The sequence below is a fragment of the Gemmiger qucibialis genome (assembly GCF_027689445.1).
Taxonomy (GTDB): domain Bacteria; phylum Bacillota; class Clostridia; order Oscillospirales; family Ruminococcaceae; genus Gemmiger; species Gemmiger qucibialis.
Genome location: NZ_JAQFEN010000006.1, coordinates 71184 through 95702 on the forward strand (window position 1 = coordinate 71184; position 24519 = coordinate 95702).

General features: G+C 47.2%; 27 protein-coding genes and 1 pseudogene. 17 read left to right on the forward strand and 11 right to left on the reverse strand.

The genetic code is table 11. The features are described from left to right. Window positions 1-14: 14 nt before the first annotated feature. Both PG062_RS10325 and PG062_RS10330 read right to left on the reverse strand, forming a co-directional pair. The gene (locus PG062_RS10325; protein WP_270752241.1) at window positions 15-500 is read right to left on the reverse strand and encodes a hypothetical protein; all 486 of its coding nucleotides are present in this window, start codon (window positions 498-500) and stop codon (window positions 15-17) included. A gap of 44 nt (window positions 501-544) precedes the next feature. Then, complete coding sequence (locus PG062_RS10330; protein WP_270752242.1) at window positions 545-748, reverse strand: helix-turn-helix domain-containing protein; 204 nt, start codon at window positions 746-748, stop codon at window positions 545-547. 486 nt (window positions 749-1234) lie between these two features. Here PG062_RS10330 and PG062_RS10335 point away from each other — a divergent pair, with 486 nt between their 5' ends. Genes PG062_RS10335 through PG062_RS10345 form a run of 3 tightly spaced genes read left to right on the forward strand, consistent with a single transcriptional unit; the run spans window position 1235 to window position 3016 of the window. Further along, window positions 1235-1759, forward strand: coding sequence for an RNA polymerase sigma factor (locus PG062_RS10335; RefSeq protein WP_270752243.1), 525 nt, complete (start codon window positions 1235-1237; stop codon window positions 1757-1759). Next, window positions 1749-2126, forward strand: coding sequence for a hypothetical protein (locus PG062_RS10340; protein WP_270752244.1), 378 nt, complete (start codon window positions 1749-1751; stop codon window positions 2124-2126). Before PG062_RS10335 ends, PG062_RS10340 begins: the two co-directional genes overlap by 11 nt. After that, window positions 2123-3016, forward strand: coding sequence for a zinc ribbon domain-containing protein (locus PG062_RS10345; protein WP_270752245.1), 894 nt, complete (start codon window positions 2123-2125; stop codon window positions 3014-3016). Before PG062_RS10340 ends, PG062_RS10345 begins: the two co-directional genes overlap by 4 nt. Before the next feature lie 182 nt (window positions 3017-3198). Here the strand turns inward: PG062_RS10345 and PG062_RS10350 are convergent. The 4 genes and pseudogenes from PG062_RS10350 to PG062_RS10365 form a co-directional block, all read right to left on the reverse strand. Then, a pseudogene (locus PG062_RS10350) lies at window positions 3199-3393 on the reverse strand (hypothetical protein); the annotation flags it as partial. Window positions 3394-3572: 179 nt separating this feature from the next. Then, window positions 3573-4697 carry a VanZ family protein gene (locus tag PG062_RS10355; RefSeq protein ID WP_270752246.1) on the reverse strand — a complete coding sequence of 375 codons (1125 nt, stop codon included), beginning with the start codon at window positions 4695-4697 and terminating at the stop codon, window positions 3573-3575. A gap of 39 nt (window positions 4698-4736) precedes the next feature. Then, on the reverse strand, window positions 4737-6113 hold the full coding sequence (locus PG062_RS10360; RefSeq protein WP_270752247.1) for a sensor histidine kinase: 1377 nt from the start codon (window positions 6111-6113) through the stop codon (window positions 4737-4739). Then, on the reverse strand, window positions 6110-6805 hold the full coding sequence (locus PG062_RS10365) for a response regulator transcription factor (protein ID WP_147565994.1): 696 nt from the start codon (window positions 6803-6805) through the stop codon (window positions 6110-6112). Before PG062_RS10365 ends, PG062_RS10360 begins: the two co-directional genes overlap by 4 nt. Window positions 6806-6964: 159 nt before the next feature. Here PG062_RS10365 and PG062_RS10370 point away from each other — a divergent pair, with 159 nt between their 5' ends. From PG062_RS10370 to PG062_RS10400, 7 genes are all read left to right on the forward strand, one after another. Further along, window positions 6965-7888 carry an ABC transporter ATP-binding protein gene (locus PG062_RS10370; RefSeq protein ID WP_270752248.1) on the forward strand — a complete coding sequence of 308 codons (924 nt, stop codon included), beginning with the start codon at window positions 6965-6967 and terminating at the stop codon, window positions 7886-7888. Beyond that, a complete protein-coding gene (locus PG062_RS10375) occupies window positions 7872-8678 on the forward strand; it encodes an ABC transporter permease (RefSeq protein WP_270752249.1) in 807 nt (268 codons plus the stop codon). Before PG062_RS10370 ends, PG062_RS10375 begins: the two co-directional genes overlap by 17 nt. Window positions 8679-8692: 14 nt before the next feature. Next, on the forward strand, window positions 8693-9496 hold the full coding sequence (locus PG062_RS10380) for an ABC transporter permease (protein WP_270752250.1): 804 nt from the start codon (window positions 8693-8695) through the stop codon (window positions 9494-9496). A gap of 16 nt (window positions 9497-9512) precedes the next feature. Next, the gene (locus tag PG062_RS10385; protein ID WP_270752251.1) at window positions 9513-10130 is read left to right on the forward strand and encodes a hypothetical protein; all 618 of its coding nucleotides are present in this window, start codon (window positions 9513-9515) and stop codon (window positions 10128-10130) included. Between the two features lie 12 nt (window positions 10131-10142). Next, window positions 10143-10496 carry a YxeA family protein gene (locus PG062_RS10390; protein WP_147566001.1) on the forward strand — a complete coding sequence of 118 codons (354 nt, stop codon included), beginning with the start codon at window positions 10143-10145 and terminating at the stop codon, window positions 10494-10496. A 47-nt stretch (window positions 10497-10543) separates the two neighbouring features. After that, a complete protein-coding gene (locus tag PG062_RS10395; protein ID WP_147566003.1) occupies window positions 10544-11254 on the forward strand; it encodes a transglycosylase domain-containing protein in 711 nt (236 codons plus the stop codon). A gap of 453 nt (window positions 11255-11707) precedes the next feature. Then, window positions 11708-12133: an RNA polymerase sigma factor gene (locus PG062_RS10400; protein ID WP_270752253.1), complete on the forward strand. Its 426-nt coding sequence runs from the start codon at window positions 11708-11710 to the stop codon at window positions 12131-12133. A 59-nt stretch (window positions 12134-12192) separates the two neighbouring features. On the opposite strand, the gene PG062_RS10405 is transcribed toward PG062_RS10400, so the two are convergent. After that, a complete protein-coding gene (locus PG062_RS10405) occupies window positions 12193-12567 on the reverse strand; it encodes a helix-turn-helix domain-containing protein (RefSeq protein WP_270752254.1) in 375 nt (124 codons plus the stop codon). A 712-nt stretch (window positions 12568-13279) separates the two neighbouring features. Here PG062_RS10405 and PG062_RS10410 point away from each other — a divergent pair. The 7 genes from PG062_RS10410 to PG062_RS10440 all read left to right on the forward strand — a co-directional run bounded on the left by PG062_RS10410 (window position 13280) and on the right by PG062_RS10440 (window position 21073). Then, on the forward strand, window positions 13280-13639 hold the full coding sequence (locus PG062_RS10410; protein ID WP_270752255.1) for a type II toxin-antitoxin system PemK/MazF family toxin: 360 nt from the start codon (window positions 13280-13282) through the stop codon (window positions 13637-13639). A gap of 75 nt (window positions 13640-13714) precedes the next feature. After that, the gene (locus tag PG062_RS10415; RefSeq protein WP_270752256.1) at window positions 13715-13876 is read left to right on the forward strand and encodes a hypothetical protein; all 162 of its coding nucleotides are present in this window, start codon (window positions 13715-13717) and stop codon (window positions 13874-13876) included. Between the two features lie 55 nt (window positions 13877-13931). Then, window positions 13932-15881: a recombinase family protein gene (locus tag PG062_RS10420; protein WP_270752257.1), complete on the forward strand. Its 1950-nt coding sequence runs from the start codon at window positions 13932-13934 to the stop codon at window positions 15879-15881. 188 nt (window positions 15882-16069) lie between these two features. Beyond that, window positions 16070-17194 carry a three-Cys-motif partner protein TcmP gene (gene tcmP / locus PG062_RS10425; protein WP_270752258.1) on the forward strand — a complete coding sequence of 375 codons (1125 nt, stop codon included), beginning with the start codon at window positions 16070-16072 and terminating at the stop codon, window positions 17192-17194. 35 nt (window positions 17195-17229) lie between these two features. Continuing rightward, a complete protein-coding gene (tcmP, locus tag PG062_RS10430) occupies window positions 17230-18090 on the forward strand; it encodes a three-Cys-motif partner protein TcmP (protein ID WP_158538843.1) in 861 nt (286 codons plus the stop codon). Between the two features lie 18 nt (window positions 18091-18108). After that, window positions 18109-18873 (forward strand): radical SAM protein, encoded by a 765-nt coding sequence (locus PG062_RS10435; protein WP_022402664.1) that lies wholly within the window; start codon window positions 18109-18111, stop codon window positions 18871-18873. 1 nt (window position 18874) lies between these two features. Continuing rightward, on the forward strand, window positions 18875-21073 hold the full coding sequence (locus PG062_RS10440) for a site-specific DNA-methyltransferase (RefSeq protein WP_270752259.1): 2199 nt from the start codon (window positions 18875-18877) through the stop codon (window positions 21071-21073). A 63-nt stretch (window positions 21074-21136) separates the two neighbouring features. On the opposite strand, the gene PG062_RS10445 is transcribed toward PG062_RS10440, so the two are convergent. From PG062_RS10445 to PG062_RS10460, 4 genes are all read right to left on the reverse strand, one after another. After that, window positions 21137-22645, reverse strand: coding sequence for a recombinase family protein (locus tag PG062_RS10445; RefSeq protein WP_270752282.1), 1509 nt, complete (start codon window positions 22643-22645; stop codon window positions 21137-21139). Between the two features lie 89 nt (window positions 22646-22734). Then, window positions 22735-22911 carry a hypothetical protein gene (locus tag PG062_RS10450; RefSeq protein ID WP_165483719.1) on the reverse strand — a complete coding sequence of 59 codons (177 nt, stop codon included), beginning with the start codon at window positions 22909-22911 and terminating at the stop codon, window positions 22735-22737. 133 nt (window positions 22912-23044) lie between these two features. Beyond that, the gene (locus PG062_RS10455; protein WP_270752260.1) at window positions 23045-23248 is read right to left on the reverse strand and encodes a hypothetical protein; all 204 of its coding nucleotides are present in this window, start codon (window positions 23246-23248) and stop codon (window positions 23045-23047) included. A gap of 507 nt (window positions 23249-23755) precedes the next feature. Further along, entirely contained in the window at window positions 23756-24178 is a 423-nt protein-coding gene (locus PG062_RS10460) for an RNA polymerase sigma factor (RefSeq protein ID WP_172679366.1), read from the reverse strand. Window positions 24179-24519 lie beyond the last annotated feature (341 nt).

The following is a 24519-nucleotide window of genomic DNA, read 5'->3' on the forward strand; positions in this document are numbered from 1 at the left end:
TCCGGCGCTGTTTTTTATGGAGCTTCACGAACCCAGCCAATAGGTGTTAAAAACCATCTTTTTTCACTATTCTCATATATATCAAGGAATTTGGATAAATCGCTCCCTTGTTTTCGCACAATTTCATCATCGGTTGGTAGCTGCCATCCTAAAGTCATGTACATTTGATAGTTTTTTTCGTTAAAAGGGCCTAGATCATATTCATTCCCAAAAGTATCATAAATAAGTTGTATTGCATCGCCATAATCGGCCTCTGCTTCGTCAAATGCACCCGAAGAATTTTCAAAAATTGGTTCACCATACTTATTTGCTACAACGTGATATATTTCTTTTCTACCAAGAAAATCAAAATCCGCTGGGCCAGAATAATCACCTATGGGCTTATCACTCGAAGCATAAAAGCCTTTGAACAGCGCCATATAAAAAAAGAGTGCTGCAACCACTATCATTCCGGCTAACACAATGCAAAAGATTTTTACTTTGCTTTTTTTAATTTTCATTGTATCACCCCTAAATAAGTTTTGGTAGTGTCAACTTTATACGTTCAAATCGGCTCAACCCCAGTATAATCAAGGCTTTCAGGGGCTATGAATCTTTTCATAATCAAGTGTTGTTTCATATCCTCGTCCACGGCCAGCTCGTCGATCATGGGGGCATAGTGTTCAATCACCTTTTCCATGGCCCACTTCTCACCCGCGACGGCGGCCCTGCTCGTGGCGCTGTCCAGCAACATTTCCTGTTTGGCCATCCTGTCCACTCCTGTCTTTTTTATGCTTGTATCAGCATAACACAGAACCGGCAGAAATACCAGCGGCGGAAGTTTTTTTCTACGCATTTAGAAGCCATTTCTGGCGGGGATTGGATAATCTGTCCCGCCTGCCCGCCGACCATGTCGGAAAAGCTCCGAAATATCAGGATTTTCAGTGGCTTAAATGCGTAGACAAGAGGTATCTTTTCTCCTGCCATTCGGCTGCGTTCTTCCGACGCGTGGCTGCCGCTGAATACGGTCTGTACTTACACTCTATTATTCATATTTCCTGCCTTGTGTTCTTCGAGCAAATGAAATATAATAAAAAAACTCGTTTGAACACTATTAAGAAATCAGTCTTTTCATGCCGGGAGTGAAATTACCTACTTCGCCTCGGCATTTTACCTGTAAAAATTATTTTGAAAAAAGTGAACCGCATATAAAGTCATGGCGAATATAGGGTGAACGGGCAATGGAGGTGAAACATTGGACGCAAGAGAAATCGAGAAGTGTATTGATGAGTTCGGTACAGATATATATAGATTTTGCCTGAAACTCTGTATGGACAAATCAGAAGCAGAGGACTTATATCAACAGACTTTTCTAAAAGCGTTAGAAGCTGAATGGACGCTTGACTGGGGGCAAAATCCCAAAGCACTGTTTTTTTCCTTGACACACAATCTTTGGAAAAGCGATAGACGAAAGCAGGCCCGCCGAAATATGATTGCTCCATGTAGTAATTTGGATGATGAAGCAGAAACAGTCTTACATTCCGACGAAAGTATTGAAGAAAGCTACTTGCAGAAAGAATTGATTTCAGAAGTTAATCGGATTATTGAAACCCTACCAGAAAAAATCCGAATACCGCTGACACTGTTTTATCTTTCTAATTGTTCCGTAGAGCAAATATCAACAATCATTAAGAAACCGCCCGGAACGGTAAAAAGCCGATTGTTTAAGGGAAGAAGTCTGATTAAGAAAAGATTGGAGGAAGCAGGATATGAAAAATGACCTTTTCAATACAGAAATGGATGAACTCATCCGGGCTTCTATGAAACTGGCTGACGAACCAGACCCGGAGTTGAACAACAAACTGAAAGCGACATTGTATCAAAAAGAAGCGGCAATGCGAAAGCAACCCGCCACACGCGGTTTTTCTCTCTGGTATTTGCCGATGATTTTGAACTTAGTTACATTTATTATGCTGGCGGGTGTAGCACTAATAGTAATCAGCAACACATATTTGTCTTACTTTGCTGCTGGTATCTGTTTCTACATTGGACTGGCTGGCGTTTTGCTTACCATAGTTGGTGTAAAAAGGACAAATATGAAAGAGGATATAACAATCCGTGTTGAGAAAAGAGGTGTATTGGCGTGAATAATACAAAAAAGAACAGGCTTCCGCTTTATATTGGTATTCCAGTTATCTTGCTGTTGATTTTCCTGCGGTTTGGCCTGTATTTTCTAAAAAGTGATGGCTTTAGCGGTCTTTCTATGCTACTTCCCATTCTTCTTCTTCTCTTTATCCTTTTTGCCTTGTGTACTGCTGCTTTCTTTGCGGCGTGGGTATATCAAGATTGCAAAAAGCGGGGCGATGACCCGGTGTTATGGGCGATTGTAGTTTTTATCGCAACCCCTTTTATTGGCTTGCTGATTTACTTTCTGCGCCGTTCAGAGATAAAAGCAACGTGTCCTGCCTGCGGGCATCGAATTTCAATGAAAGCAAAATATTGTGAGGAATGTGGAACACATATTGAAAATAGGGAGGCTAATGGTGTTATGGTAAAACAGGGAACCCATCATTTGACATTGATTGTTGCGGGTATTGTCAGCATGGTGCTTATGCTGATGTGTTTGACCGGCTTTATCGTCAGTGCTGCTACGGGAAATGGTGTGAATACAAATGTTACTTCTAACGACCGTGTTTGGAATTTAGGTGTAATTAGCATGAACTCTAACACCTATCTGAATGGTGTCTGGAATTTGGATTTTAGAAGTGCAAGCGATGGTTTTGTGGAAGAACAGGACATGATGATAGATGATGCAGACACCCAAATGCTTCACGCTGATATTTCCTGCGGAACGGTGCCTGAGGGCACAACACTTGTTTTGTGGTTGGTACAGGGCGAGGTGGTGAAATCCGTTGATGTGACAAATCTGTCCGAACCGCTTGAATATCCGCTAAATGATTTTGAAAATGGAGAAATCCATGTAAGATTGCAAATCAATGGTGTGGAAGATACGATTTCAGAAATCTATGTGAAATAACAAGTTGTTCTCACCTATTTGGTTCATAAAAAACGCCGGGCGCAGGGCCAGCAGGCCGCCGCGTCCGGCGCTTTCTCATGGGCTGTTTTCTACGCATTTAGAAGTGTGTTCTGGCGGGGATTGGATAATCTGTCCCGCCTGCCTGCCGACCATGCCAGAAATACCTTGTCACGGCTGGGCTTTCACCGCCCTAAATGCGTAGACAGGAGGTATCTTTGCCGCTGCCGTTCAGCCTCTTTCTTCCGGCGCACTCGCGCCGCGCAATCCGGGCAGTATTTGGCCCGGTTGGACTTCGGCGTGAACACGGCCCCGCACTCGACGCAGCGTTTCACCTCGTCCCGGCTCTTGCTGATCTCGGCGCACAGGGCCGCGTCCAGCAGTGAACTGGCTATGGCCAAAAGCGTTCGCAAGAACGCGCAGCCACAGATTGAAAATCTGTGTTCAAAGGGGGCTTGGGGGCGCGGCCCTCAACAAGCGCGTGGGGCTATCTGGATAGCCACAAGCATCGCTTGCCAGTCACTCCCGTCCTTATCTTGCAATATTACAAAGTCTGATTTTATGTGCGTTTTACTGTACTTATTAACTTTGTCCTCGACCATCGCTCGTAGAACAAGGGTTTATGCAGGGCCATGCGAATTCCGGCAAAGAACAGCCAGAACAAATACCCGCCGACCAGCAATCCGTGAAGTACAAGAGACGCCAAGCTGTCAAGGTGCAATACATTCATCAGAATAAACAGCAGCCGGTTCAACCAGTATGGAACCCCGACCAGACCAGTTATCAGCAGGCCATACCGAAGAAAATATTGATACCAATGCGCTGTGTCGCTGTTCGCTTGCACGATTTTCATTCGTGTCAGCCGCTTACCTGGAGTCTGCCCGTGACAAAAAGCAGGAAGCAGCCCAAAGTACAGAAGAAATAGAACTGGCAGCCATTGAATGGAAAGGGTAATTCCAAACGGGACTACGAACACGGCCAGGATGCACGATGCAAAGATCAGGCAAGCCATGTCGGCCAGAAAGGCAAAAACGCGTCGCGTAAAGGATATGGAAGCACCCCGTTGGAAACTGACGGTATCCAACTCTTGCCGGGTGGGCAGTAGACGGCTCACCGGTCCGGCCAAAGCGAATCCAATCATGCTGCCCGCTGTGTTAACGATCAGGTCATCCACATCAAACAGGCGGTAGCTGCCCGGATAGACAAAATACAGACCGCTGAGCTGGGTCAGCTCGAAAAACAAAGATAATAAAAAGGACAACCGTAATGTTTTGCGCCAGTGATAACAAAAGTAGTATCTCAGATAGACGCCAAACGGCATCGTCATAAATAGATTGAAAATGGTTGTCCAGAAGGCGCTGCCTGTGAAAATGTGAAGCCAGCTGGCAGGCTGTCCAGGTTGGATTTCTGCTTGCTTGACTATATCGGCAAGAAAAGAAAACGGGATAAGCTGCGCCTTATGCCCATGCAGAGTGGCGGCCTTTTCTGGCGTAGGCAACGGTAGAATGACAAGGCAATAGACGCAGAGAAGGTACAGAAGAAAGCTGTACACGATCAGAACCCGTAAACTGAGGACCGATCCATATTTATGATAACTCCATGCGATGTATGGCACTGTAAACAGGACGACGATCATCGGGTAAATGACCATCGCCTGCCGCAGTGCTTCAAGATATTGGCTCATCTGTTTTCCTTTCGGGGTTTTGTTCTATATTGCCGAGATTTATGAAATAAGTGGCTGGGTCGGCAGAGAGATTCTGACTTCCAACCCATGTGGGGTGCTGCCGGAAAAAGAGACAGTTCCGCGATGAGCTTTTACGATCTGCATCACCAGCTTTAAGCCAAGACCATGCTCGTTCTTTTCATCACTGCCTTGGGTACTGGTAATGTCGTCTCCGCGATTTAATACTTTCAGACGTTCCGGCTTGATCCCTATGCCATCGTCAGAAACTGTGCAAAGGCAACGCCCGTTTTCTTCTCCGACAGAAACGGAAATTCTGCACCCATGCGGGTTGTGGGTGATACTGTTGCGGATCAAATTGTCCAGCATACGCCGCAGCAGTCCATCGTCTCCCAAAAGGTGGATCGAGCGCCCTGGCTGCATCTCGGCAAATACGATCTCATACCGGCTGTCCAGACCACTATTCAGCACTTCACTGACAGCCTGGCGGCTGGTCTCTACCCAATCCACATCTTGGAAGTGAACGGGCTGGAGCGCATATTCCAGCTTGGTAGTCAGGTTCAAATCGTCGATCAGCCGTTTCATCTTTTCGCTTTCCCGGCGAATGATCCCTGCCTGCTTTCTTGCGTTCAGTGGAAGGGCGCAGTCATCTTCCAGCTCGCTGGCATACCCCAGCACCATCGAAAGCGGTGTGCGGATGTCGTGAGATACGCCGCGAATCCACTCCGCTCTTGTGTTGTCCTTCTTCTTCATATAACCTGCGGCCCGGTTCAGTCCGGCGTTGATCTCAGCCAGTTCCCCTTGTTCTTCCAGATGCAAAGCTTTTCCGTGACTTAAATTTTGAATGCCTTGCAGAATGGGCGTCATCGCTTTTTCGACTTTCCGCGTATTCCGCAAAATCAGGAAAATAATGAGCAGCAGATTGATGATAAAAACCGCTGCAATTCCACCAAGTAAAACCCCCATGTAGGGCCATTCCAGAGAAAAATAATATTTTACCAGCGTTCCGGGCTGATAGCCTACAACCATGAGCTTGCCATCTGCACGCGTCCATATTTTAACTGGATAGTCCTCCAGATACCAACGGCTGAAAGAAGCCACCTCTGTACTGGTATAAGAACGCGGCAGCTTTTCTGGCAGGCTCTGCTGCCAGATGACATCGCCATCTTCATTTAGGAGCATTGCCCAGGCAGATTGTTCTTGCAGCATGGAAAGGGCAGTATCATCTGCGACCCATTTCCCATCCTGCAGCACTACATGGTCCGAGAAATCACGGACGGAAAAAGAGGTATCAGCCCCACTCATGCCCCCTGCAATGATGATTACAAAGAGCAAAGCGATGTTGACGGCAAAAAATAAAAGTACGATCCCGACCGTGGAAAGAATATAGCGGCGGAAAAATCGCTGCACGGCGTTCATGGCGACACCTCCTTGAGATTAAGGCGATAGCCAAGCCCTTTAACCGTGACAAGGGAAACAGGCTTCGACGGGTTTTCCTCGATTTTCTCCCGTAAGTGTCGGATATGGGTGGAAAGGGTGCTTTCATACCCTTGCCAAAATTCCCCGCATATCGTCTCGCACAGGATACCCGTGGTAACGATCCGCCCTGCGTTTTGATACAGCTTTTCAAAAAGCTGCATCTCTTTGGCAGTCAATGTTTGTTTCTCTCCGTTTTTCCAAACTTCTGCGTTAGCCATATCCACGGTGGCTCCGGCAAGTTCCACCATTTCATTTTGCTTTGGGTAAGCGCGGTTTAAGATTGCGCCGACCCTGAGCAGTAATTCTTTGGGTAAGAAGGGCTTGGCGAGATAGTCGTCTGCGCCGATCTCTAACCCCTCGATGCGATCCTCCGCTTCACCACGAGCGGTCAGCATCAGAACGGGAACCCGGCTTGTGCGCCGTATTTCTTTCAAAACTGAGAAGCCATCCATGTCCGGCATCATCACATCCAACACGATCATACTTGGCTGCTCTCTCTGCCATATCCGTAATGCCTCAGCGCCAGATGCGGCGGTTATTAGATTTGTATATCCAGCCCGCCGGAAGATTGAGAGCAGCATCTCCAATACATCACGGTCATCATCAACCAGCAGTATTTTGTGATTTGTCATAAGCAAATTTCACCACCTATCTTTATTTACATTATAACGCAAAGGAAGTCGGATGCCTATTCTGTGTCTAAAATCTCAGAGATAATTCAAGGTTGGCTCAGCGTTATCTCAAGGTTGGGATGGTATGCTTAAATCATCACGAAAAGGAGGTATTCGCACATGAGCGATTATGTTATCGAAACCCGTGGCCTTACCAAAACATACGGGGAACAGAACAGTGTATCCAATCTGTCCATCCATGTGAGAAAAGGGCGTATCTACGGCCTGCTGGGCCGTAACGGAGCCGGGAAAACCACCACCATGCGGATGTTGCTGGGTCTTACCGCTCCATCTTCCGGCGATGTGAAGATTTTCGGCAAACCGCTTCGCGGCAACGAAAAAAACATCCTGCCCCGTATTGGTTCTTTGATCGAGTCGCCTGGGTTTTATCCGAACCTGACGGGAACAGAAAATCTTCGGATTTTTGCCGATTTGCGGGGACTCAAAAGCCCCAAATACATCAAAGGCGCGTTGGAGGTTGTCAACCTTCCGTACCGGGACAAAAAGCTGTTTTCCCAGTATTCGCTGGGCATGAAGCAGCGTCTTGCCATCGCACTGGCTGTCATGCACAACCCGGAACTGCTGATTTTGGATGAGCCGATCAACGGCCTTGACCCTATCGGTATTGCAGAGGTGCGCGGTTTCATCCGGGAACTGTGCGACGCCACCGGGAAAACCATCTTGATCTCCAGCCATATCCTGTCGGAGATCTCCCTGCTTGCCGATGACATCGGAATCATTGACCACGGCGTATTGCTGGAAGAAGAAAGCCTTAAGGAGCTGGAAGCAAAGAACGGGAAATATTTCCGCTTTACTGTTTCCAATGCGGCGCTGGCTGCTAACTTGCTTCAGAGCAAACTTGGCATTCAGAATGTCCAGGTGGACAGTGCCAATGAGCTGACGGTCCGAGACCTTCGGTTGGACACTGGCGCGGCGGTCCGGCTGTTTGTAGACGCAGGGCTGTCTGTGTCCGAAGCCCATCTCTATGAGGACACCCTGGAAGATTACTTCAAGCAGGTTACAGGGGGTGAGGGCATTGCTTAAACTTTTGCGCTGTGAGTTTGCCAAGCTGAAACGAAAGCCCCTGTTCTTTGCGGCTGCGGCCATTTCGGCTTTGATTCCCCTGGGGTGTGCGCTGTTTCTGCCGGAGATGCAGGAATTTTCAAGTGGCGCGGAAGCGGTGGACCGCCTGATGTCTACTCTGTTTCAGTTGAGCGCCTATCTGCTCCTGATGCCTGCCGTAGTAGTGCTGGCATCGAATCTGCTCTTTGAAGAACAGGATAACGACACCTTAAAGAATCTCATGACCGTTCCTGTGAGCAAACCCGCGCTGGCCCTGGCAAAGATGACGCTGCTATTTCTGTTTTCCATTGCGTTTATGGCTGTCGGCGGCCTGGTCAATCTGGCGATTGTGCTGGTCTCCGGGCTGGAGCCGGTCGGCTTTTGGGAACTGTTTTTTGTAGGCATCGGACAAGGGATCATGATGTGGGCCGGGGCGCTGCCCTGTGTCCTCCTGGTGGTGCTTTTGAACCGCAGTTACATTATCTCCGTAATTATCACGTTCTTCTACACGGCGGTCAATTATATTTTTGGCACCAACGACTATTTCATCATGCAGCCGTTTGGGTTCAATCCAGGTACGCTGTTACCCGGACCGCTGACCTTCCGCTGGTTCTTTCAGTATCTGGACACATCCGGCGCACAGATGACGGAATTGATGGAGCGGATCAGTCCTTACTTTGTGACAACGCCCCAAGCGTTCCTGGTCGTTATCCTGGAGTCGGCAGTATTCCTGACATTGATCGCACTGGTCTATAAGCGCCAGAGCTGTTAAGGAGGTGTAAAGTCATGTGGAGTATTCTAAAAGGGGAATGGCGCAAACTGCGACGCTGCCAGATCCTGCTGGTTGGTATTGTAGCTCTGGCACTGTGCCCTGTCGTGCAATATGGCACCCAGCTGATTATCAACCCGGAGATGCGGGACCAGAACTTTGATTTTGTCAAACTGTTTGCCAATGTCATTTGGGGAAACACGCAGATTTTCCTGCCGATCTCGCTGGTTATGATTGGCGGCTGGCTGATTGACCGTGAGAACACAAATGACACCATGAAAAATCTGTTGACCGTGCCGGTATCCTACCCGAAGCTGCTGGGCGGGAAACTAATCGTCACGATTTTCCTGTCGATTCTGTTTGGAATTTATAGTGTAGCCATAACGGTTCTGACGGGCACACTCGCCGGTCTGGATGGATTCTCTGCTGATGTTCTGCTGCGGCAGGGCGCGCAGGTGGTTGCGGCCGCTTTCAATACCAGCCTGGTCTGTATGCCGATGATCCTGATTTTTGGACAGATGCGGGGAGCCTACCTGGGTGGGTCGCTTCTGACATTCTTCCTGGGGTATTGCATCTTGTTCTTCAAGAGCGGCTTCCTGCTCTCTGCTTATCCGTTTTCGGCGGCATTGATCCTCGCCGGTTTTGATATGCAGGAATACAATGGCGCTACGCAGGCTCCCAGCGTTTTGTTGGCAGCAGCAGGCATAGCGGCGGTGCTGGTTCTGACGATGGCGATTTTACTGCTTTCCCGCCCCAGCAAAAAAGCAGGCAATAACAAAAAGAAAAAAGTCAAAAAGGGACGCGGCAGGCGTCGCGCCTGACGAAAGGAGAGAGTTCATGCGAAAATTAAACTATGCAGGTAAAATCTGTGCCCTTCTCTGCGCAATTTTTTGTATCGGCAGTTTGTCTGGATGCTCGACGGCCATGCAGTCTTTGGCCGACGGGACGGATGCCGTGTTAAATGGATTGGCGAACGGCACAGATATTGTACTGAACGGATTGGCGGATGGAGCTGATCAGGCTCTTGGTGATTTATCTGAGGCTGACGATGGCCAGGCAAAAGACAGCATTTTAGAAGCCTTTGGCAAACTTGTTGATGATGCGGGGACTGCTGCGCTGACGCCCCAAAGTAAACTGCAAGGCCACAAGGAGAACGGTGCAGATGATTACACGGGGTCCTATGAAGCAACGTATTCCAATTTGACAGGTACAGAGATTTTGTTTGGTGGTACTACCCTGGAGCGCGAAGCGGGTAGTACGATCCACATCACCTGTTCTCTTTCGCTTGAAAACGGCGAGGCAGCGGTTTTTCTTCGCTCAGGAGCAGATGATCCGACCATTCTTCTCTCGGAGAGCGGTGAGTACGATGGCACAATAGAAGTTGATGGTACAAGCACTTATATCGGTGTGTGGGGCGACCAGGCAGAAGGAACCGTATCCATCGAAATTGAGTAAGGAGTACACATTATGAACGCAAAGAAAAAAACAATCATCATTGCTGTTATAGCTATCCTGGTAGTAGCGTTTATCGCGGTTGCTTTTCTTGCCACGCAGAAAAGCGCCGATTACTACACGCAAATTGACAACGACTGTGTAACCGAGATCGCACCACACGGAGCGATGAATTATCGCTACACATTAAGCGCCTACGATGAAACCGGGGCCGAAAAAGAACTGAACTTTGAAACGAGCCGAATTCTCACTGACGATGCCTACTTATGCCTGAAGGTAGCCCCATTCCGTGGTGTTGTTACCTGGGCAGAAGTGCAATTTGATGAAATGCCCGCCGCCGTGCAGGAACAATACGGCGGCAATTCGTAAGCCGAAGCCTATGTAGGCGCTACTTCAAACGGAAAGGCAGGTGCAGCATGAAAAGAATAAGAAAGTTCCTAATTCGCTCCTTCGCGCTTGTGATGCTTGCGATGCTCGTTGTTGGCGGTGTTTTGGGCGGATTTGGTTATAAAATGTACCGTGATGCACTTGCCGAGCAACCTCTTGAGGAAAAAGTTGCCGAGATTCAAGCTGATCCCGATTATACGACCCTTGCTGAAATCCCAGAGATTTATTTGGACGCCGTTGTGGCAGTGGAAGATCACCGTTTTGAACAGCATTTTGGAATTGACCTGATTGCCATAGGACGAGCTGCTTGGAACAATCTGACCTCTTGGAGCCTGCGTGAGGGCGGCAGCACCATAACACAGCAACTTGCCAAAAACCTGTATTTTACGCAGGAAAAAAGTTTCATCCGCAAGATCGCCGAGATGTTTATGGCATTCCGCTTGGAAAATACCTATACAAAAGATGAGATTTTAGAGCTGTATGTCAATTCTATCTATTTTGGAGACGGCTACTACTGTATTTACGATGCAAGCCAAGGATATTTTGGGAAAGCCCCTATTGATATGACGGATTATGAATGTACTCTCTTGGCGGGGATTCCCAATGCGCCCTCAGTTTATTCGCTGACAGCCAACCCAGAGCTGGCGGAACAGCGTCAAGAGTATGTCGTACAGAGAATGGTTCAATACGGCTACATAAGCGAGGATGAGGCACAAAGCATCTTGCAAGACCAATCATAACTGATAGATATATGCGATCTATCTGCCGGACGACGGCAAAAGAAAAAAAGCCGTCGTTCAGCAGGCAATCGCCATGCCCTAAACACACTTACGGCGGCTTTGACAAAATCAAGGCCGCCGTTCCTTATGCCCAAAGAGTGACGACCCTGTTTCAATGGTGACGGCGGCTTTAGGAGGGAGCCGCCGTGAAGCAAAGACTGCTTCGACATAATTCGGCAGGAATTTACCTGTCAAAAAAAGCCTGACCGTCAATCGGCCTCCATCTGCTTATGAACAGGCACTATCGTGTCTGGTCCATAAGCGTCATAAGTCCTCTTTTAGCAGCGCCAGCCGCCGTTCTTCGGATGCTGGCGCTTTTGCTTGTCGTTTTTTCGGGAATTTTCCCGAAAAGTGTCGCCCACCACCTTCGTTTCGGTTCACCCGTCAACCCGTGAATCGAAATGGAGGTACATAATGCAGAAGATCAATCTTCGGGAGCTGTATCCCGATGTGTATAAAACCGATGTCTTTGTGGACGTGGCCGAGGAAGTCCTGGCCGTGATCCGGGGCCAGGAGCAGGACGATGCCGCCTATGAGCGCCGGATGTACCGGCACAAGGCCCACTACTCTCTGAACCGGGAGGATGGCATTGAAAACGATGCCCTCAACCGGCCGCTCACCCCGGAGGAAATCCTGGAGCAGAAGCATCTGCGGGAGGAAGTGTACGCTGCGCTGATGCAGCTGACCGCCATCCAGGCCCGGCGTATCTACGCCCGGTTCTATCTGGGCATGACGGTGGCGGAGATCGCCCGAATCGAAGGCGCTGACCGCCGCCGCGTGTGGGAGAGCATCCGGCGCGGGCTGAAGAAGCTGGCACGTCTGCTGGACACGGCCCGATAACCTGACCGCCGCATAACGGCAAAAGAAAGCCGGTGGGGGATTTTTATTCCTCCACCGGCTTACTTATTCTCTAAATGTTCATCTGGGTCAACACCAGCCGTCTGCACCATCTCTTTCAGCTCATCAGCCAACGCACGGGTCGAGTTTAACAGCACTTTTCTGGCAGCCGGAGGGCACGAAAGGTAAAGCTGCCGCATATCGTTGGCGGCTTGCTCATCTTCTGGTAGATCGAGATTCATCAGGGAATCTAAAGATAAATTCAAGACTTTGCCAAAAGCGCGCAGAACCTCAAAAGAAGGGTTTTTCACCCCTCTTTCGCAGCCTTGAACGTGCTTCAGAGAAACATGGCTCAGATCTGCGAGTTCCTGCTGCGTCAGTCCTTTTTCCTTACGCGCTTTTTGTATCCTTCGTCCCAGCTCTTTTATCAGTTCCATAGGCACTATCGTCTCCTTAATCATATTTTATCGTGCCCATTTCCTTGCAGGAAGAACCTTATAAAAGGCGTTTTTGAGTACGATAGTACCTATTTTATTGTGCTTGTAAGGAGCTTGCGCTGTCCGTAGCTTCTATGAAGCGGTAGGGCAAAATATTTTTTTCAAATAAATCGCAGTACAGACAGGACAAATCGCCTGTTTTTGTCATGGCTATCAAGAAGGGGATTTTTCCTTCGCTGATCTTTGACAACTGAATACACGGCAGAACAGGTACATAACCCGCGCATGAGCGAGTGCAGGACGCCGCGAAGATGGAGCAGCCAGGAGGTGATGGACAAGCTGTTTCGGAGCGATCAACGGCCCTGTGACCCGGATGGTGGCACATCCGGCGCGATGATGGCGCGGGGGCTTAAAGATACTTCCTCACGGCCCGCCAAAGACTTGGGGGGAACCCTGCGGCGCACGCTATGAACGACGCTGCGGAGTTATGACAGCCGCGCCAGCGGAGACCTGTTCTGTCCCCAGCGTCAGGGGTGCGTGGCAAATATGACGAGCATAAGATAAACTACAATACAGCAGCCGTACCGATAAACTGATTCGCACGTATCCTCAAATTTGTCGGTGCGGCTGCTTCCATTTTATATGGATTGAAACAAACTGTTTTCGCAAGTAGCTCATGTTCTTGTTTGCATTTATGAAGGAAGAGGTCATTATGTTTGATAAATTACGACGAGGTGATATATACTCGGCGGATTTAAGCCCATCTGTGGGTTCCGAACAAAGTGGTTTTCGCCCTGTGCTTGTCTTACAAAACAATATTGGAAATTGTTTTAGTCCCACGATTATTATAGCAGCGATTACCGGTGTAAATAAGAAAAGCCAAAAGTTTCCTACCCATTATCATTTGAAAAATGAATGTGGATTGACACGGCCCTCTGTTGTTATGCTGGAACAGATTAGAACTATAGATAAGAAAAGACTCAAAAAGTACATCGGCCATTTGAATGCTGTAGATATGAACAACATAGACGAGACGCTTTTGCAAAGTCTTGGAATTTCGCGGGGCAGCTAATGCCAATCGCCATATCATTTCCAGAGTAACCAAGATGCCATATAATATTCTTAGGAATTGCGGAGGTGATTCTACATGGAAAATATCCATAACGCAGATGCGTTGGCAACTTCAGACCAGGTTCGGATAGAAAATATTTCGGCGAACCAGAAGTTTGAAGCGTTTATCACTTCGTTGGCGCATATAGTCGAAAAGTACGGCATGAAAGTGCTTAATGAGGGTGATGGAGCTGCGTGAAAATCGCAGCTTTACATAATGGATATTTCCCCAAAATAATTTTGGAGGTATAGAAATGAACCGATATGGAAAGAGATGTGTTCTATATCCGCGTGTCAGCACAGAAATGCAGGTAGACGGATATAGTCTGGAAGGTCAAAAAACGATGTTAACTCGTTTTGCTGACCGTGAGGAAATGGTTATTGTCGATACTTACGAAGATGCCGGTAAGTCTGGAAAGTCCATTGAAGGACGTCCTGCCTTTCAGAAAATGCTTAGAGACATTGAAGAAGGTTTGGACATTGATTACGTCTTAGTCTATAAGCTCTCCCGGTTTGGGCGTAATGCAGCGGATATACTAAATTCACTGGAACTGATTCAATCGTATGGAGTGAATTTGATTTGTATCGAGGAAGGAATTGATTCTTCCCAGACAAGCGGAAAACTCCTGATTTCCGTTCTGTCGGCTGTGGCAGAGATTGAGCGTGAGAATATCATAGAGCAGACCATGAATGGACGCCGAGAAAAAGCACGGCAAGGTGGCTGGAACGGCGGATTTGCACCTTATGGATATGCTCTTGTTGATAATAAGCTGGTGATCGCGGAAGCAGAGGCTGTGGCGATCCGAAGGATCTTTGAGTTGTATACATCCTCGGAAATCGGTTTGGGCGGCGTGGCAAATCAGTTGAATCTGGAAGGCATTAGAAAAATTCCCCGCCAAAATGGTACACTAGAAGATTGGACAGGCCATTTTATCAAATTGATTTTGGATAACCCTGTTTATTACGGGAAAATAGCATATGGAAGAAGGATCAAAGAGAAAGTTAAAGGCACAAAAAATGATTATCAGATGAAAAGAAATGATGACTATATTCTGACAGATGGACAGCACGAGGGGATTGTCAGTGAAGAAGTCTGGGAGAAAGCTCATGCTAAAAGACTTCGGACAGGTGTGAAGCAGCCATCCAAAATTGGACGGGATCGCGTTCATTTATTGTCCGGCTTGCTGAAATGCCCGGTTTGCGGAAGCCCAATGTACACCAATAAACACGCGTGGACCAATAAAGACGGAACATACAAAGAAGTATACTATTATGTATGTAGCCGAAATCGTATGGTCAGAGGTAAACACTGTGAATATAAGGCCATGCTGAAAAAAACCGATATAGAACCGATGGTTATCGAAGCGATTAGAGAGATTGTAAGAAATAAAGAGTATGCTCAAGCAATCAAAAAGCGTATAGGTGTTCAGATTGACACGAAGGCAGTAGACAAAGAACTTGAGGGTTATCGTGCAAAGCTGAAGGAGGTAGATCTAAATAAATCAAGGCTGGAACGAGAAATCGATAATCTTCCTATTGACACCAAGTATCGAGAAAGAAAGCTCCATGACATGACCCTGCGGTTAGATTCCCTTTATGACATCATTGTAGAATTGGAAGAAAAAATTGAGGATGCGATGATGAGGCGGGACGCTATCGCCCAACAGGCCATTACCCTTGAAGGTATTTACAAAATCATGGTGAATTTTGACTGCGTTTATAATATAATAAGCGATGAAGAAAAGAGAGCGGTCGTTACAGCTCTGATTAAGGAAATAGAGCTTTATCGAAACGACGAGTCCGAGTGTCCGCTAAAACGGATTGGATTAAACTTCCCCGTGTTTAAAGATGGTAAGGAAGTTTCGGAACTCTTGTGGGATAAAGGGAATACCGTCGAGACGGTATGTTTATTGTCCAAACTTCAAAGTAAGGAACATATCGAGATCGAAGTGAAGATGGACGAGATGGATTTGACTTCGGCTGAGAGTAAGGCGACTTATGAGGAAATCCGGGAATATGTCTTAGAACATACCGGGCTGAAAGTCAGCCATCTTTATATCGCACAGGTGAAGCAGAAATACGGCATTATTGAGCGTGAGAACTACAATAAGCCAAAATCCGAAAACGCCAAGCAGCCCCAATGCCCAGCGGAGAAGGAAAAAGCAATCACGGAGGCATTACGTCACTTTGGGATGATTTTGTAGATGCTTTTTGAAAGAAATTGCAGGTAGCGGTCGGCACCAAATGATCTTTCGCTATCAGGCTGTCTAAAGGCGAAACGGTCAGTATAAAAATGCTAATGAAGGTGCGTAAAACACTGAACTGCAATATTGGAAATATCCGAAAGCTGATTTCTTCCCAAGAAGGCATCGTTGAATAAGAGGTGGATGGTATGTCGGCAAAAAAGAAAAACATAATTAGCAAGGCTAGCCCTCACACAATAAAAAAATTTGAGCTGATAGAAGAGTACATCAAATCGTGGGCACAGAAGTTGCTGCTGACTGAGTCTTGCAATGGGCTGATCTTTATAGACTGTATGTGCAACAGTGGTGTATACACCGACGATGCTGGACAATTGGTGAAAGGTACAGCAGTACGCGTCTCAGAAGCACTTAGGGAAGCATCAAGAACCTATACGGAGAAAAATATACACATTTACTTGAATGACAAGGATAAAGCGCGCGTAGATGAGCTAAAAAAGCATCTTCCACAGGATGAGCGCAATTTTAAGATTGTCACGTCTTGTGGTGATGCGCACGAGCTACTCCGAACTATCGGGCCACAGTTATATGGAACTGGGCACCTGCATTATTTCCTGCTCTACGATCCATATGATGCGACTATTGACTGGGAAGCACTTCTGCCGTTTTTTCGTAACTGGGGTGAAGTTATGATTAATCACATGGTTTCAGATCCGGTGCGGGCGATCACAAGCGCCAAGAAGAAAACGACAAAGGCAAAGTACGAGAACACTTATCTGGAAGACTTTGAGAAACTTGTGCCTTACGGAAGTGACAAGAAGGCCTATGAGGCCAGAGTGGAAGAAATCATAAATTCACTGAAAGGAGCTCGCAGGTACTACGTATCGGCATTTCCGTTCTATAACACGCAGAACTCGCTCGTCTACAATTTGATTCATTGCACGAGCAACAAGGAGGGCTTTAAGCTCTACAAGAAGAGTGCTTGGAAGGTATTTGGCGCACAGTCCTCTACCAAGCACTCGGTTGAGAACAGGCAGTTGTCATTTAACCTTTTCGGTGAGATTGCTGAAGAGGAAGATGAAAGCTGCTTGTATGTTATCGATATAGCGAAATACCTGCAGCGCAGCTTTAGAGGCCGAAAGCAGGTGCCTCTGGATGAGATGTGGGAACTTCTGGATAACCACCCGTTTTTCCCGTCAGAGGGATTTCGTAATGAGGTAAAGAGCGATCTTACCGATTTCTTTGGCGCGAAGATTGAGCAGATTGTGAATCCTGATACAGGAAAGAAGGAAACGGTGATCTCTTTCTCTTCTTGAGACTGAGTTTCAAATAGATGAGGTGGTTGGAATTTATGGCAACGTCGCAGAAATTTGGTGGCAATTGGACTGAGGAGAAGTTGAATATCTTCACCAGCTACCTGGACGCATACCTGATTGCACTGCAAAATCAGAAGTTTAAGAAGATTTATATAGATGCCTTTGCTGGAACCGGTGAGATCGAGACCAGTGACGGCGGGCAGTTTCTTGTGGGCTCTGCTAAGCGTGCACTGGCGTCTGAAAAGAAGTTCGATCATTATTATTTCATAGAAGCGGACTCTCAGAAGGCAGGAGAACTCCAGGATATGATAAATTCCGCGTTTCCGCAGATGAGGAGAATTGTTACGATTTACTGCGGCGATGCGAATGATAAGCTCGCGGAAATTATTAGCAACGTAGACTGGAGATATAACAGAGGATTGCTGTTCTTAGATCCATATGCGACGCAGGTAAATTGGGCTACGCTTGAAAATGTAGCACAGACGAAATCGATAGACGTATGGTACCTGTTTCCGTTCTCTGCACTTGAACGTATGCTGCCGAAAAACGGAAAGTACGATAAATGGGAGGATTGCATAGATCGATTGCTTGGAGATTCCGGATGGCGGAAGGAATTCTATAAGAAAGATCCCCAGATGACGCTTTTTGACTTGTTCCCGGAGCCCGGACAGAGCGATGGCGAACGGATGGTTAAGGACGCAAATCCAGATCACATAAAGGAGTATATCCTCTCTCGGCTTGGGACAATCTTTCCATGCGTGTCAAAGCATGCGCGGATTTTCAGGAACAGCAGGAACTCGCCGATGTTCCTATTCTGCTTTGCCATTGCGAGTGAGAGTCTGAAAGCGCAGGGACTTGCACTGCGGATGGCAGACTACATATTAAAGAACAAGTAGGCGGAGGATGAAAACACCTTGAAGACGATAAAACGAAAATCCATGCTTTATCAAACAGGGGTAGAGTATGGTGACTACACAATGAATCACGTGCAGGGGTGTGCACATGGGTGCAAATATCCATGTTATGCATTCCTGATGAAGAAGCGATTCGGGCAAATTAAAGATTACGAGAGCTGGCTTGAGCCGGTGCTTGTATCAAACACGCTTGAATTGCTGGATAAAGAGATACCGAGGCTCAGAGATAAGATTCAGTCTGTGCAGCTTTGCTTTACCACAGATCCGTTCATGGAAGGATATCCAGAGGTGTCCCAGATGAGCATTGCGGCTATCCGAAAACTGAACGAGGCCGGTATCAAATGCACTACATTGACGAAGGGATTGCTTCCCATAGAATTGGCGGAACTTTCTCCGGAAAATGAATATGGGATCACGTTGATAACGCTGGATGAAGCATACCGGGAACAGATGGAACCGGGAGCTGTTCCCTGTGCAGACCGACTGGCAGCGCTGAGAGCGCTTCACGAAGTTGGTTGCAAGACGTGGGTGAGCATAGAACCGTATCCAACACCGAACATGATAGAGCAGAATTTACGCGAAATCTTGGAAGCTGTAGCATTTACCGACAGGATCATCTTCGGCAGAACGAATTACAGCAAGACAGCAAACGCCTATGAAGGACAACGGCACTTTTACAATGAATGCGCAGCAGAGGTGACGGCTTTCTGTCAAGAGCGCGGCATTGATTATCACATAAAGGAAAAGACGATCACAGAAGAATGAGGTGGAAACAGTGGCGCTATTACAAGACTTGATCCGGCAGATCAACGATCCAACACTTAGGGATAGGATTTTGCAGGAAACCAATAAATTGATGAAGCAGAAAAAGTTCGGACTCGTATTCGAGGAACATCTGCCGGAATGCACGCCACTCTACGATGTGCCGATTCGTGTTGGTTCCAAGGTCGCGCTGAAGACCGGATATGTTAGCGACATCTATACTGTCGTAAAGATGAACGGTGATGAAGTGCTCTGCGATCGCCGAGATACACACGAGCAGAAAAACTTTAAGCTGGATGAGCTTGTGGTAGTGGCTGAGTTTGGTGAGCCGATCTATCCCACACTAAAACCGCTGGATGCAGTTCAGAACGCTCCAGATAGCGACCTTTGGCATACGTTGATTGAGGCGGACAACTACCACGCGCTCCAGTTGCTGGAATATCTGTACGCAGAGAAGGTGGACTGCATCTACATCGATCCACCATACAACACCGGAGCCAAGGACTGGAAATACAACAACGACTATGTAGATGGTTCCGACGCTTATCGTCACAGCAAATGGCTCTCCATGATGGAAAAGCGTCTTAAGATTGCTAAAAAACTGCTGAATCCCAAAGACTCCGTTTTAATTGTAACCATTGATGAAAAAGAATATCTTCATCTTGGCTGCCTTCTTGAGGAGATTTTTTCTGGGAAAACGATGCAAATGGTTAGTATAACCATTAATCCCTCTGGAGCAAAGCGAGATAATCTATTTTCGCGCTCTGATGAATATGCGTATATTATTCTCTTTGGTAACGCACAAGTGGTACACCCGAAAGGAAATGGCAATGAACGAGAAGTAAGATGGTGGTATTTACGCAGAACGGATTATGCCTCCAGAAGAGGGACTGTTAAAGGAGGTGTGGCCCAATTTTATCCAATATATGTTGATGATAAGACAATGAAGATCGTTGCTATAGGAGAGGCATTGAAACCAGAGCAACAAAGATTTGATATCCCAGCTATTGAAGGTGCTACTCCTGTATTCCCCGTTAGAGACGATGGAGTTGAAATGAACTGGGGAATAACAAGGGACTCTTTACAGAAACTTTGTAAAGAAGGCGTTGTAAGAGTTTCTCCAGGAAGCAAAAACCAACCATATGTGTTTAGATATTTAAGTGCTAATTATGTTGATAAAATTAAAAGCGGTCGATGGGCCGTACGAGGCCTACGCGAGGATGGAACAAAAATAGTTGTCGAAACAGAAGGTAAGGTTACAAGAACAACAACCGTATGGCAAAACAAAAGTTATGATGCGGGACAATACGGAACATCTGTACTTGGCGATATAATAGGAAGCGGTAAATTCACTTTCCCAAAATCGGTGTATGCTGTAATGGATACACTCAAGTATTTTATTGCAAATAAGAAAAATGCTCTTGTTGTTGATTTTTTCGCAGGATCTGGTACAACCATGCATGCTGTCAATCTGTTAAATTCGATAGACAATGGTCATCGTCGGTGTATTATGGTGACCAACAATGAAGTTTCAGCGGATGAAGCAAAAGCGTTAGATGAAAAAGGATATAGGCCAGGAGATAAGGAGTGGGATAGACGCGGTATTGCTAGGTATGTCACATGGCCTCGAACGGTTTGTTCCATTAAGGGATGCAATATTGATGGCAAACCTCTCGATGGGAACTATGGATGTAATGTAGAACAATATACCGAAATTGACGGGGAAACTGTTAATCCTGAAACTGGAAAAAAGATTCGAGGAAAAGTATATAAAAAAGAAAAAGAACCTGCTTATCCTGAATTAGCGGATTTGAAGATGTCTGATGGATTCAAAACCAATGCTGTGTTCTTCAAACTGAGCTTCCTTGACAAAACCTCTGTTGCTCTCGGCAGACAGTTCCGTGAACTGCTTCCGGTGCTCTGGATGAAGGGCGGCGCCATTGGTAAGTGCCCTGCTCTTGAAAATGATAATCTCCCGAACATGCTGATCTTGCCGCAAAACAAAATGGCTGTTCTGGTAGATGAAATATATTATTCAGAGTTCGATGCCGAATTGAGCCAGCATCCAGAAATCCAGACAGTATTCATTATAACGGATTCAGAGACAGCATATCGGTCAATGATCCGTACCTACGATGGCAAAGACTGCTATCAACTTTACAGAGACTATCTGGATAATTTCAGAATCAATACGGGGAGGTAAACATCGGTGTACAAGGGGTACAAACAAGATAAAATAGAAATGAGGGGCGATAGAGCGGAAATGTCAGATTTTCCACTCTATCAGAACACGGTCGCTGGTGGCCTTGATCGTAGAGATCAAACCATCGGCGGCTTTTCTTTTGTCGTCAAAATCTATACTGTCCCAGTTGTCGAGATAATAGGATAACTTCTTTATCTGCTGGGGAGAGATGGTTTCAACGCTCAATTCGGCGATTGCCTTTGAAATGGTCTGGCGTCGGGTGTCCAGTTCTTCAATTTTTTTGTTGGCGTAGGCAAGCAAGGTCGCATTGGCTCCGGTCAGCGTATCCAGCAACTTTTCAATTTCTGCCTCCACCTGTGCCAGTTCCACTTGATAGGCTGTCAGTTTCGGATTGACTTTTTCCTCCCTGCCGTGGAGTATCTGAAAGTCTTTGAACTTCTCCTGCATGGCCGAGAAAATGAATTGCTCAAATTCTTCTTTGCGGATTTTCCCGCAGCCCGGACAGCCTTTGTTTTCCGTCCGTTTGGTACAGCGGAAATATCCGGTGCTGTTTGGTACATGGGTGGCTTTCAGAGCATACCCACAATGCCCGCATTTGATTTTTCCGGCCAGCCAAGTATTTTTCGGTTTCCGTCCCTGCTGGAATGTGGTATTTGCCATAAGTTTTTTCCGGCATTTAAGCCATGTGTCAGAGGAAATGAGTGCTTCGTGGGGAGCAATAACAAGTATCTGGTCTTTTAAGCACCTGTCCTTGTCCTCCTTCACATCCCGCCCCTGATAGAGATAGCAGCCGTTTGTTCCGGCAAAGTCGGAAGCGTCATTGACAATCGCTGCGCCCTGACTCTTGAAAAATTCGTACAGCTCCAAATCGGCCTGTGCGTAAACGGGGTTTCTTAAAAGCTGGGAAAGAAATGTACGGAACATGGATTTGCCATAAATTTTTATGTCATGTTCCTCGAAGTATCGGGTAATATCTCCGAAGGAGGTTTCCGATTCAGCGTACATTTCAAACATCAGCCGAACATGGTCGGCGGCTACGGGGTCGGCAACCATTTTCTTTGTGCGGATACCCTCTACCACAGTAGGCTCTAACTGATAACCGTATGGTGCCTGTCCGCTCATGTGAAAGCCTTTCAGGCACCGTGAATAGTAGGCGTCTGTGACACGCTTCTGAATTGTCTCACGTTCAAGCTGGGCGAATACAATGCAGATATTCAGCATGGCCCGGCCCATCGGGGTCGAAGTATCAAACTTTTCCGTGGAGGATACAAACTCTACATCGTACTCTTGAAATAGCTCCATCATCGTTGCAAAGTCCAGAATAGAGCGGCTTATACGGTCCAGCTTGTACACGATGACTCGCCTGACCTTTCCCTTGCGGATCTCGCCCAGCAGCTTTTGAAACTCCGGCCTGTCCGTATTTTTACCGGAATAGCCTTTGTCCTTGAATACCCGGCAGCTCCCACCTTTCAATTCATACTTGCAAAAGTCGATCTGACTTTCAATGCTGATACTGTCCTTGCGGTCTACTGACTGTCTTGCGTAAATACAATCTTCTCTGATAAATTCCATATTGGGCTCCTTTCCTTGTTGGAATGGAGCTACCAACCTTACAACTATATTATACCATCAGCAGCCCCGGACAACAATGTTGCGAATGATTAGGGAAATCTGTCTCCATATTTGCGGAACACCTCATAAAGACAACGCTCAATTTCTTTTTTGCGCTGTGCTTTCTCCTTCGGGGGAAGTACCGGCGTGAGGCTTTCCAGCACAATGATCTTCCCTTGAAATGCGACAGACTTTGTTTCTCGTTCATAAGTGACAGCTTGCGTCATTGAAAACCTCCTTTGCGAAAGTGCGTGTATATGCCAGCCTTTCCCACTTGTCCCGTGGGGAAATGTCAAAAGACGGCACACAGCAGGTGCCGCCCTTTGAGCTTTCTCCACTTCGGGTCAATGTGGCCCGAGGTCAGTAAGGACTGGAAAGGTACTTTTCTTTGGCGCCCTCCACGCTGTTGAGGTCAAATACTTCATAAAGCTGCCCCACAACACGCCGTATATCTTTCTTTGAAAATCCGCAGTCCTCCATTGCCATAATGACATAACCGCGGCAGGCGTCATTGCTCCATTCGTCCGTTTCCAAGCCGGGGATCATTCCAAACGCATTTCCCATAAAGTGCTCCTTTTTTGAAAAGATGGGGAGCCACGCCGGATCGGTTGGCCTATCATCAGACAGCATTGCCGGGGGCTCCCCATAGGTTTTCACTTCATTTCAGACACACCGGACGGGCATAGGCTTCATGCCCCATAGTATTTCAACTCTCCCCATTCTGATGGCAAGGCGTTCTCATTGCCTGCGACGGCTCACGGCTTGCAAGGCCGCTTCAACGCTCGGACTGTGACTAAACGCAAGTATCCGGGTTCTGCGCCTGTTCCGGTGGAGCCAGCCTTGCCCCACCTATGGCATGGACCTGTTCGCTCGCTCAGTTTTACAAAGACTGTATTCTCTGAAATCTGAGGTCATGGCGGGTCTGTCACACAGCGCGTTCCCCTTCGTATCCGGGTGTCTTTTTATTCAATTTTCAATCTGCATGAGGCTTGTCTGAACCTCGGGCCATTGTGACCCGAAGTGTTTTGCCTCTCATAAACCATTTCATTTTCCGACCTAAATCGGTACGCCTTACAAAGAATTTTTCAAAATTTTTTCTAAGCGACGCAGACCTCGCTCGATTGCGACACGAACTACTTTTTCATGGACGCCCTCTGCCCGGGCAATGTCCTGTTTGGTCATGCCGAGAATGAAATGGGCGTAAATCCGTTTTGCCTGTTTGTCTGGCAGACTGGTAATCGCTGCGTGAAGTTCCTGCATGGTCACTTTCCGCTCATACAGTTCATGGGGAGATAAAGCGACAAAGACAGCCTCATGCTCCAGCCCGTCATCCCGATCAAGGGAATAGTAGGCTTTGTGGCGGTATGTACGCAGCCGATAAGCAGCCTCTTTACGATCAAACTCTTTGAACATTTCTGCAACTTCTTCCGATACTTCCATGAAGCAATCCGATGTATAGAATGGGTAATAGTCCCGCAAATTGATAATAGCCATATTGACCTCCGTTTCGGTTGTTGGTTGACGAGTGACCGAAACGAAGGCGGCGGGGAGCGGCACCGGGGAATGACTTCGGGCCAACATGACCCGAAGCAGCCCCATAAGAACACAAAAGCGCCCGGGCGGCATGAAGCCACACGGACGCATGAAATGACATGATAGTTAAGGTTCCAACAAATTTCGCATACATAGCCGGAATAACCCGGAGGGGGAGCTACGCTTTTTTTAGCTGGTGCAGATCATGGGTACTGTGAAAAAAGACAAAAATAGACACGGCGGCAATCCTCCTATATGCCGCCGTGGATTTACACGGTGTTAGGTCGTCGTTGGTTTAGGAT

Bases quoted from the DNA above. Each gene is read 5' to 3' on its own strand.
- tcmP (WP_158538843.1), top strand. From the start codon at position 17,230: ATGGCAACGTCGCAGAAATTTGGTGGCAATTGGACTGAGGAGAAGTTG.
- PG062_RS10355 (WP_270752246.1), bottom strand. From the start codon at position 4,697: ATGAGCCAATATCTTGAAGCACTGCGGCAGGCGATGGTCATTTACCCG.
- PG062_RS10420 (WP_270752257.1), top strand. From the start codon at position 13,932: ATGAACCGATATGGAAAGAGATGTGTTCTATATCCGCGTGTCAGCACA.
- PG062_RS10455 (WP_270752260.1), bottom strand. From the start codon at position 23,248: ATGGGAAATGCGTTTGGAATGATCCCCGGCTTGGAAACGGACGAATGG.
- PG062_RS10325 (WP_270752241.1), bottom strand. From the start codon at position 500: ATGAAAATTAAAAAAAGCAAAGTAAAAATCTTTTGCATTGTGTTAGCC.
- PG062_RS10400 (WP_270752253.1), top strand. From the start codon at position 11,708: ATGCAGAAGATCAATCTTCGGGAGCTGTATCCCGATGTGTATAAAACC.
- PG062_RS10405 (WP_270752254.1), bottom strand. From the start codon at position 12,567: ATGGAACTGATAAAAGAGCTGGGACGAAGGATACAAAAAGCGCGTAAG.
- PG062_RS10330 (WP_270752242.1), bottom strand. From the start codon at position 748: ATGGCCAAACAGGAAATGTTGCTGGACAGCGCCACGAGCAGGGCCGCC.
- PG062_RS10445 (WP_270752282.1), bottom strand. From the start codon at position 22,645: ATGGAATTTATCAGAGAAGATTGTATTTACGCAAGACAGTCAGTAGAC.
- PG062_RS10360 (WP_270752247.1), bottom strand. From the start codon at position 6,113: ATGAACGCCGTGCAGCGATTTTTCCGCCGCTATATTCTTTCCACGGTC.
- PG062_RS10380 (WP_270752250.1), top strand. From the start codon at position 8,693: ATGTGGAGTATTCTAAAAGGGGAATGGCGCAAACTGCGACGCTGCCAG.
- PG062_RS10370 (WP_270752248.1), top strand. From the start codon at position 6,965: ATGAGCGATTATGTTATCGAAACCCGTGGCCTTACCAAAACATACGGG.
- PG062_RS10340 (WP_270752244.1), top strand. From the start codon at position 1,749: ATGAAAAATGACCTTTTCAATACAGAAATGGATGAACTCATCCGGGCT.
- PG062_RS10450 (WP_165483719.1), bottom strand. From the start codon at position 22,911: ATGACGCAAGCTGTCACTTATGAACGAGAAACAAAGTCTGTCGCATTT.
- PG062_RS10385 (WP_270752251.1), top strand. From the start codon at position 9,513: ATGCGAAAATTAAACTATGCAGGTAAAATCTGTGCCCTTCTCTGCGCA.
- PG062_RS10415 (WP_270752256.1), top strand. From the start codon at position 13,715: ATGGAAAATATCCATAACGCAGATGCGTTGGCAACTTCAGACCAGGTT.
- tcmP (WP_270752258.1), top strand. From the start codon at position 16,070: ATGTCGGCAAAAAAGAAAAACATAATTAGCAAGGCTAGCCCTCACACA.
- PG062_RS10460 (WP_172679366.1), bottom strand. From the start codon at position 24,178: ATGGCTATTATCAATTTGCGGGACTATTACCCATTCTATACATCGGAT.
- PG062_RS10410 (WP_270752255.1), top strand. From the start codon at position 13,280: ATGTTTGATAAATTACGACGAGGTGATATATACTCGGCGGATTTAAGC.
- PG062_RS10390 (WP_147566001.1), top strand. From the start codon at position 10,143: ATGAACGCAAAGAAAAAAACAATCATCATTGCTGTTATAGCTATCCTG.
- PG062_RS10365 (WP_147565994.1), bottom strand. From the start codon at position 6,805: ATGACAAATCACAAAATACTGCTGGTTGATGATGACCGTGATGTATTG.
- PG062_RS10395 (WP_147566003.1), top strand. From the start codon at position 10,544: ATGAAAAGAATAAGAAAGTTCCTAATTCGCTCCTTCGCGCTTGTGATG.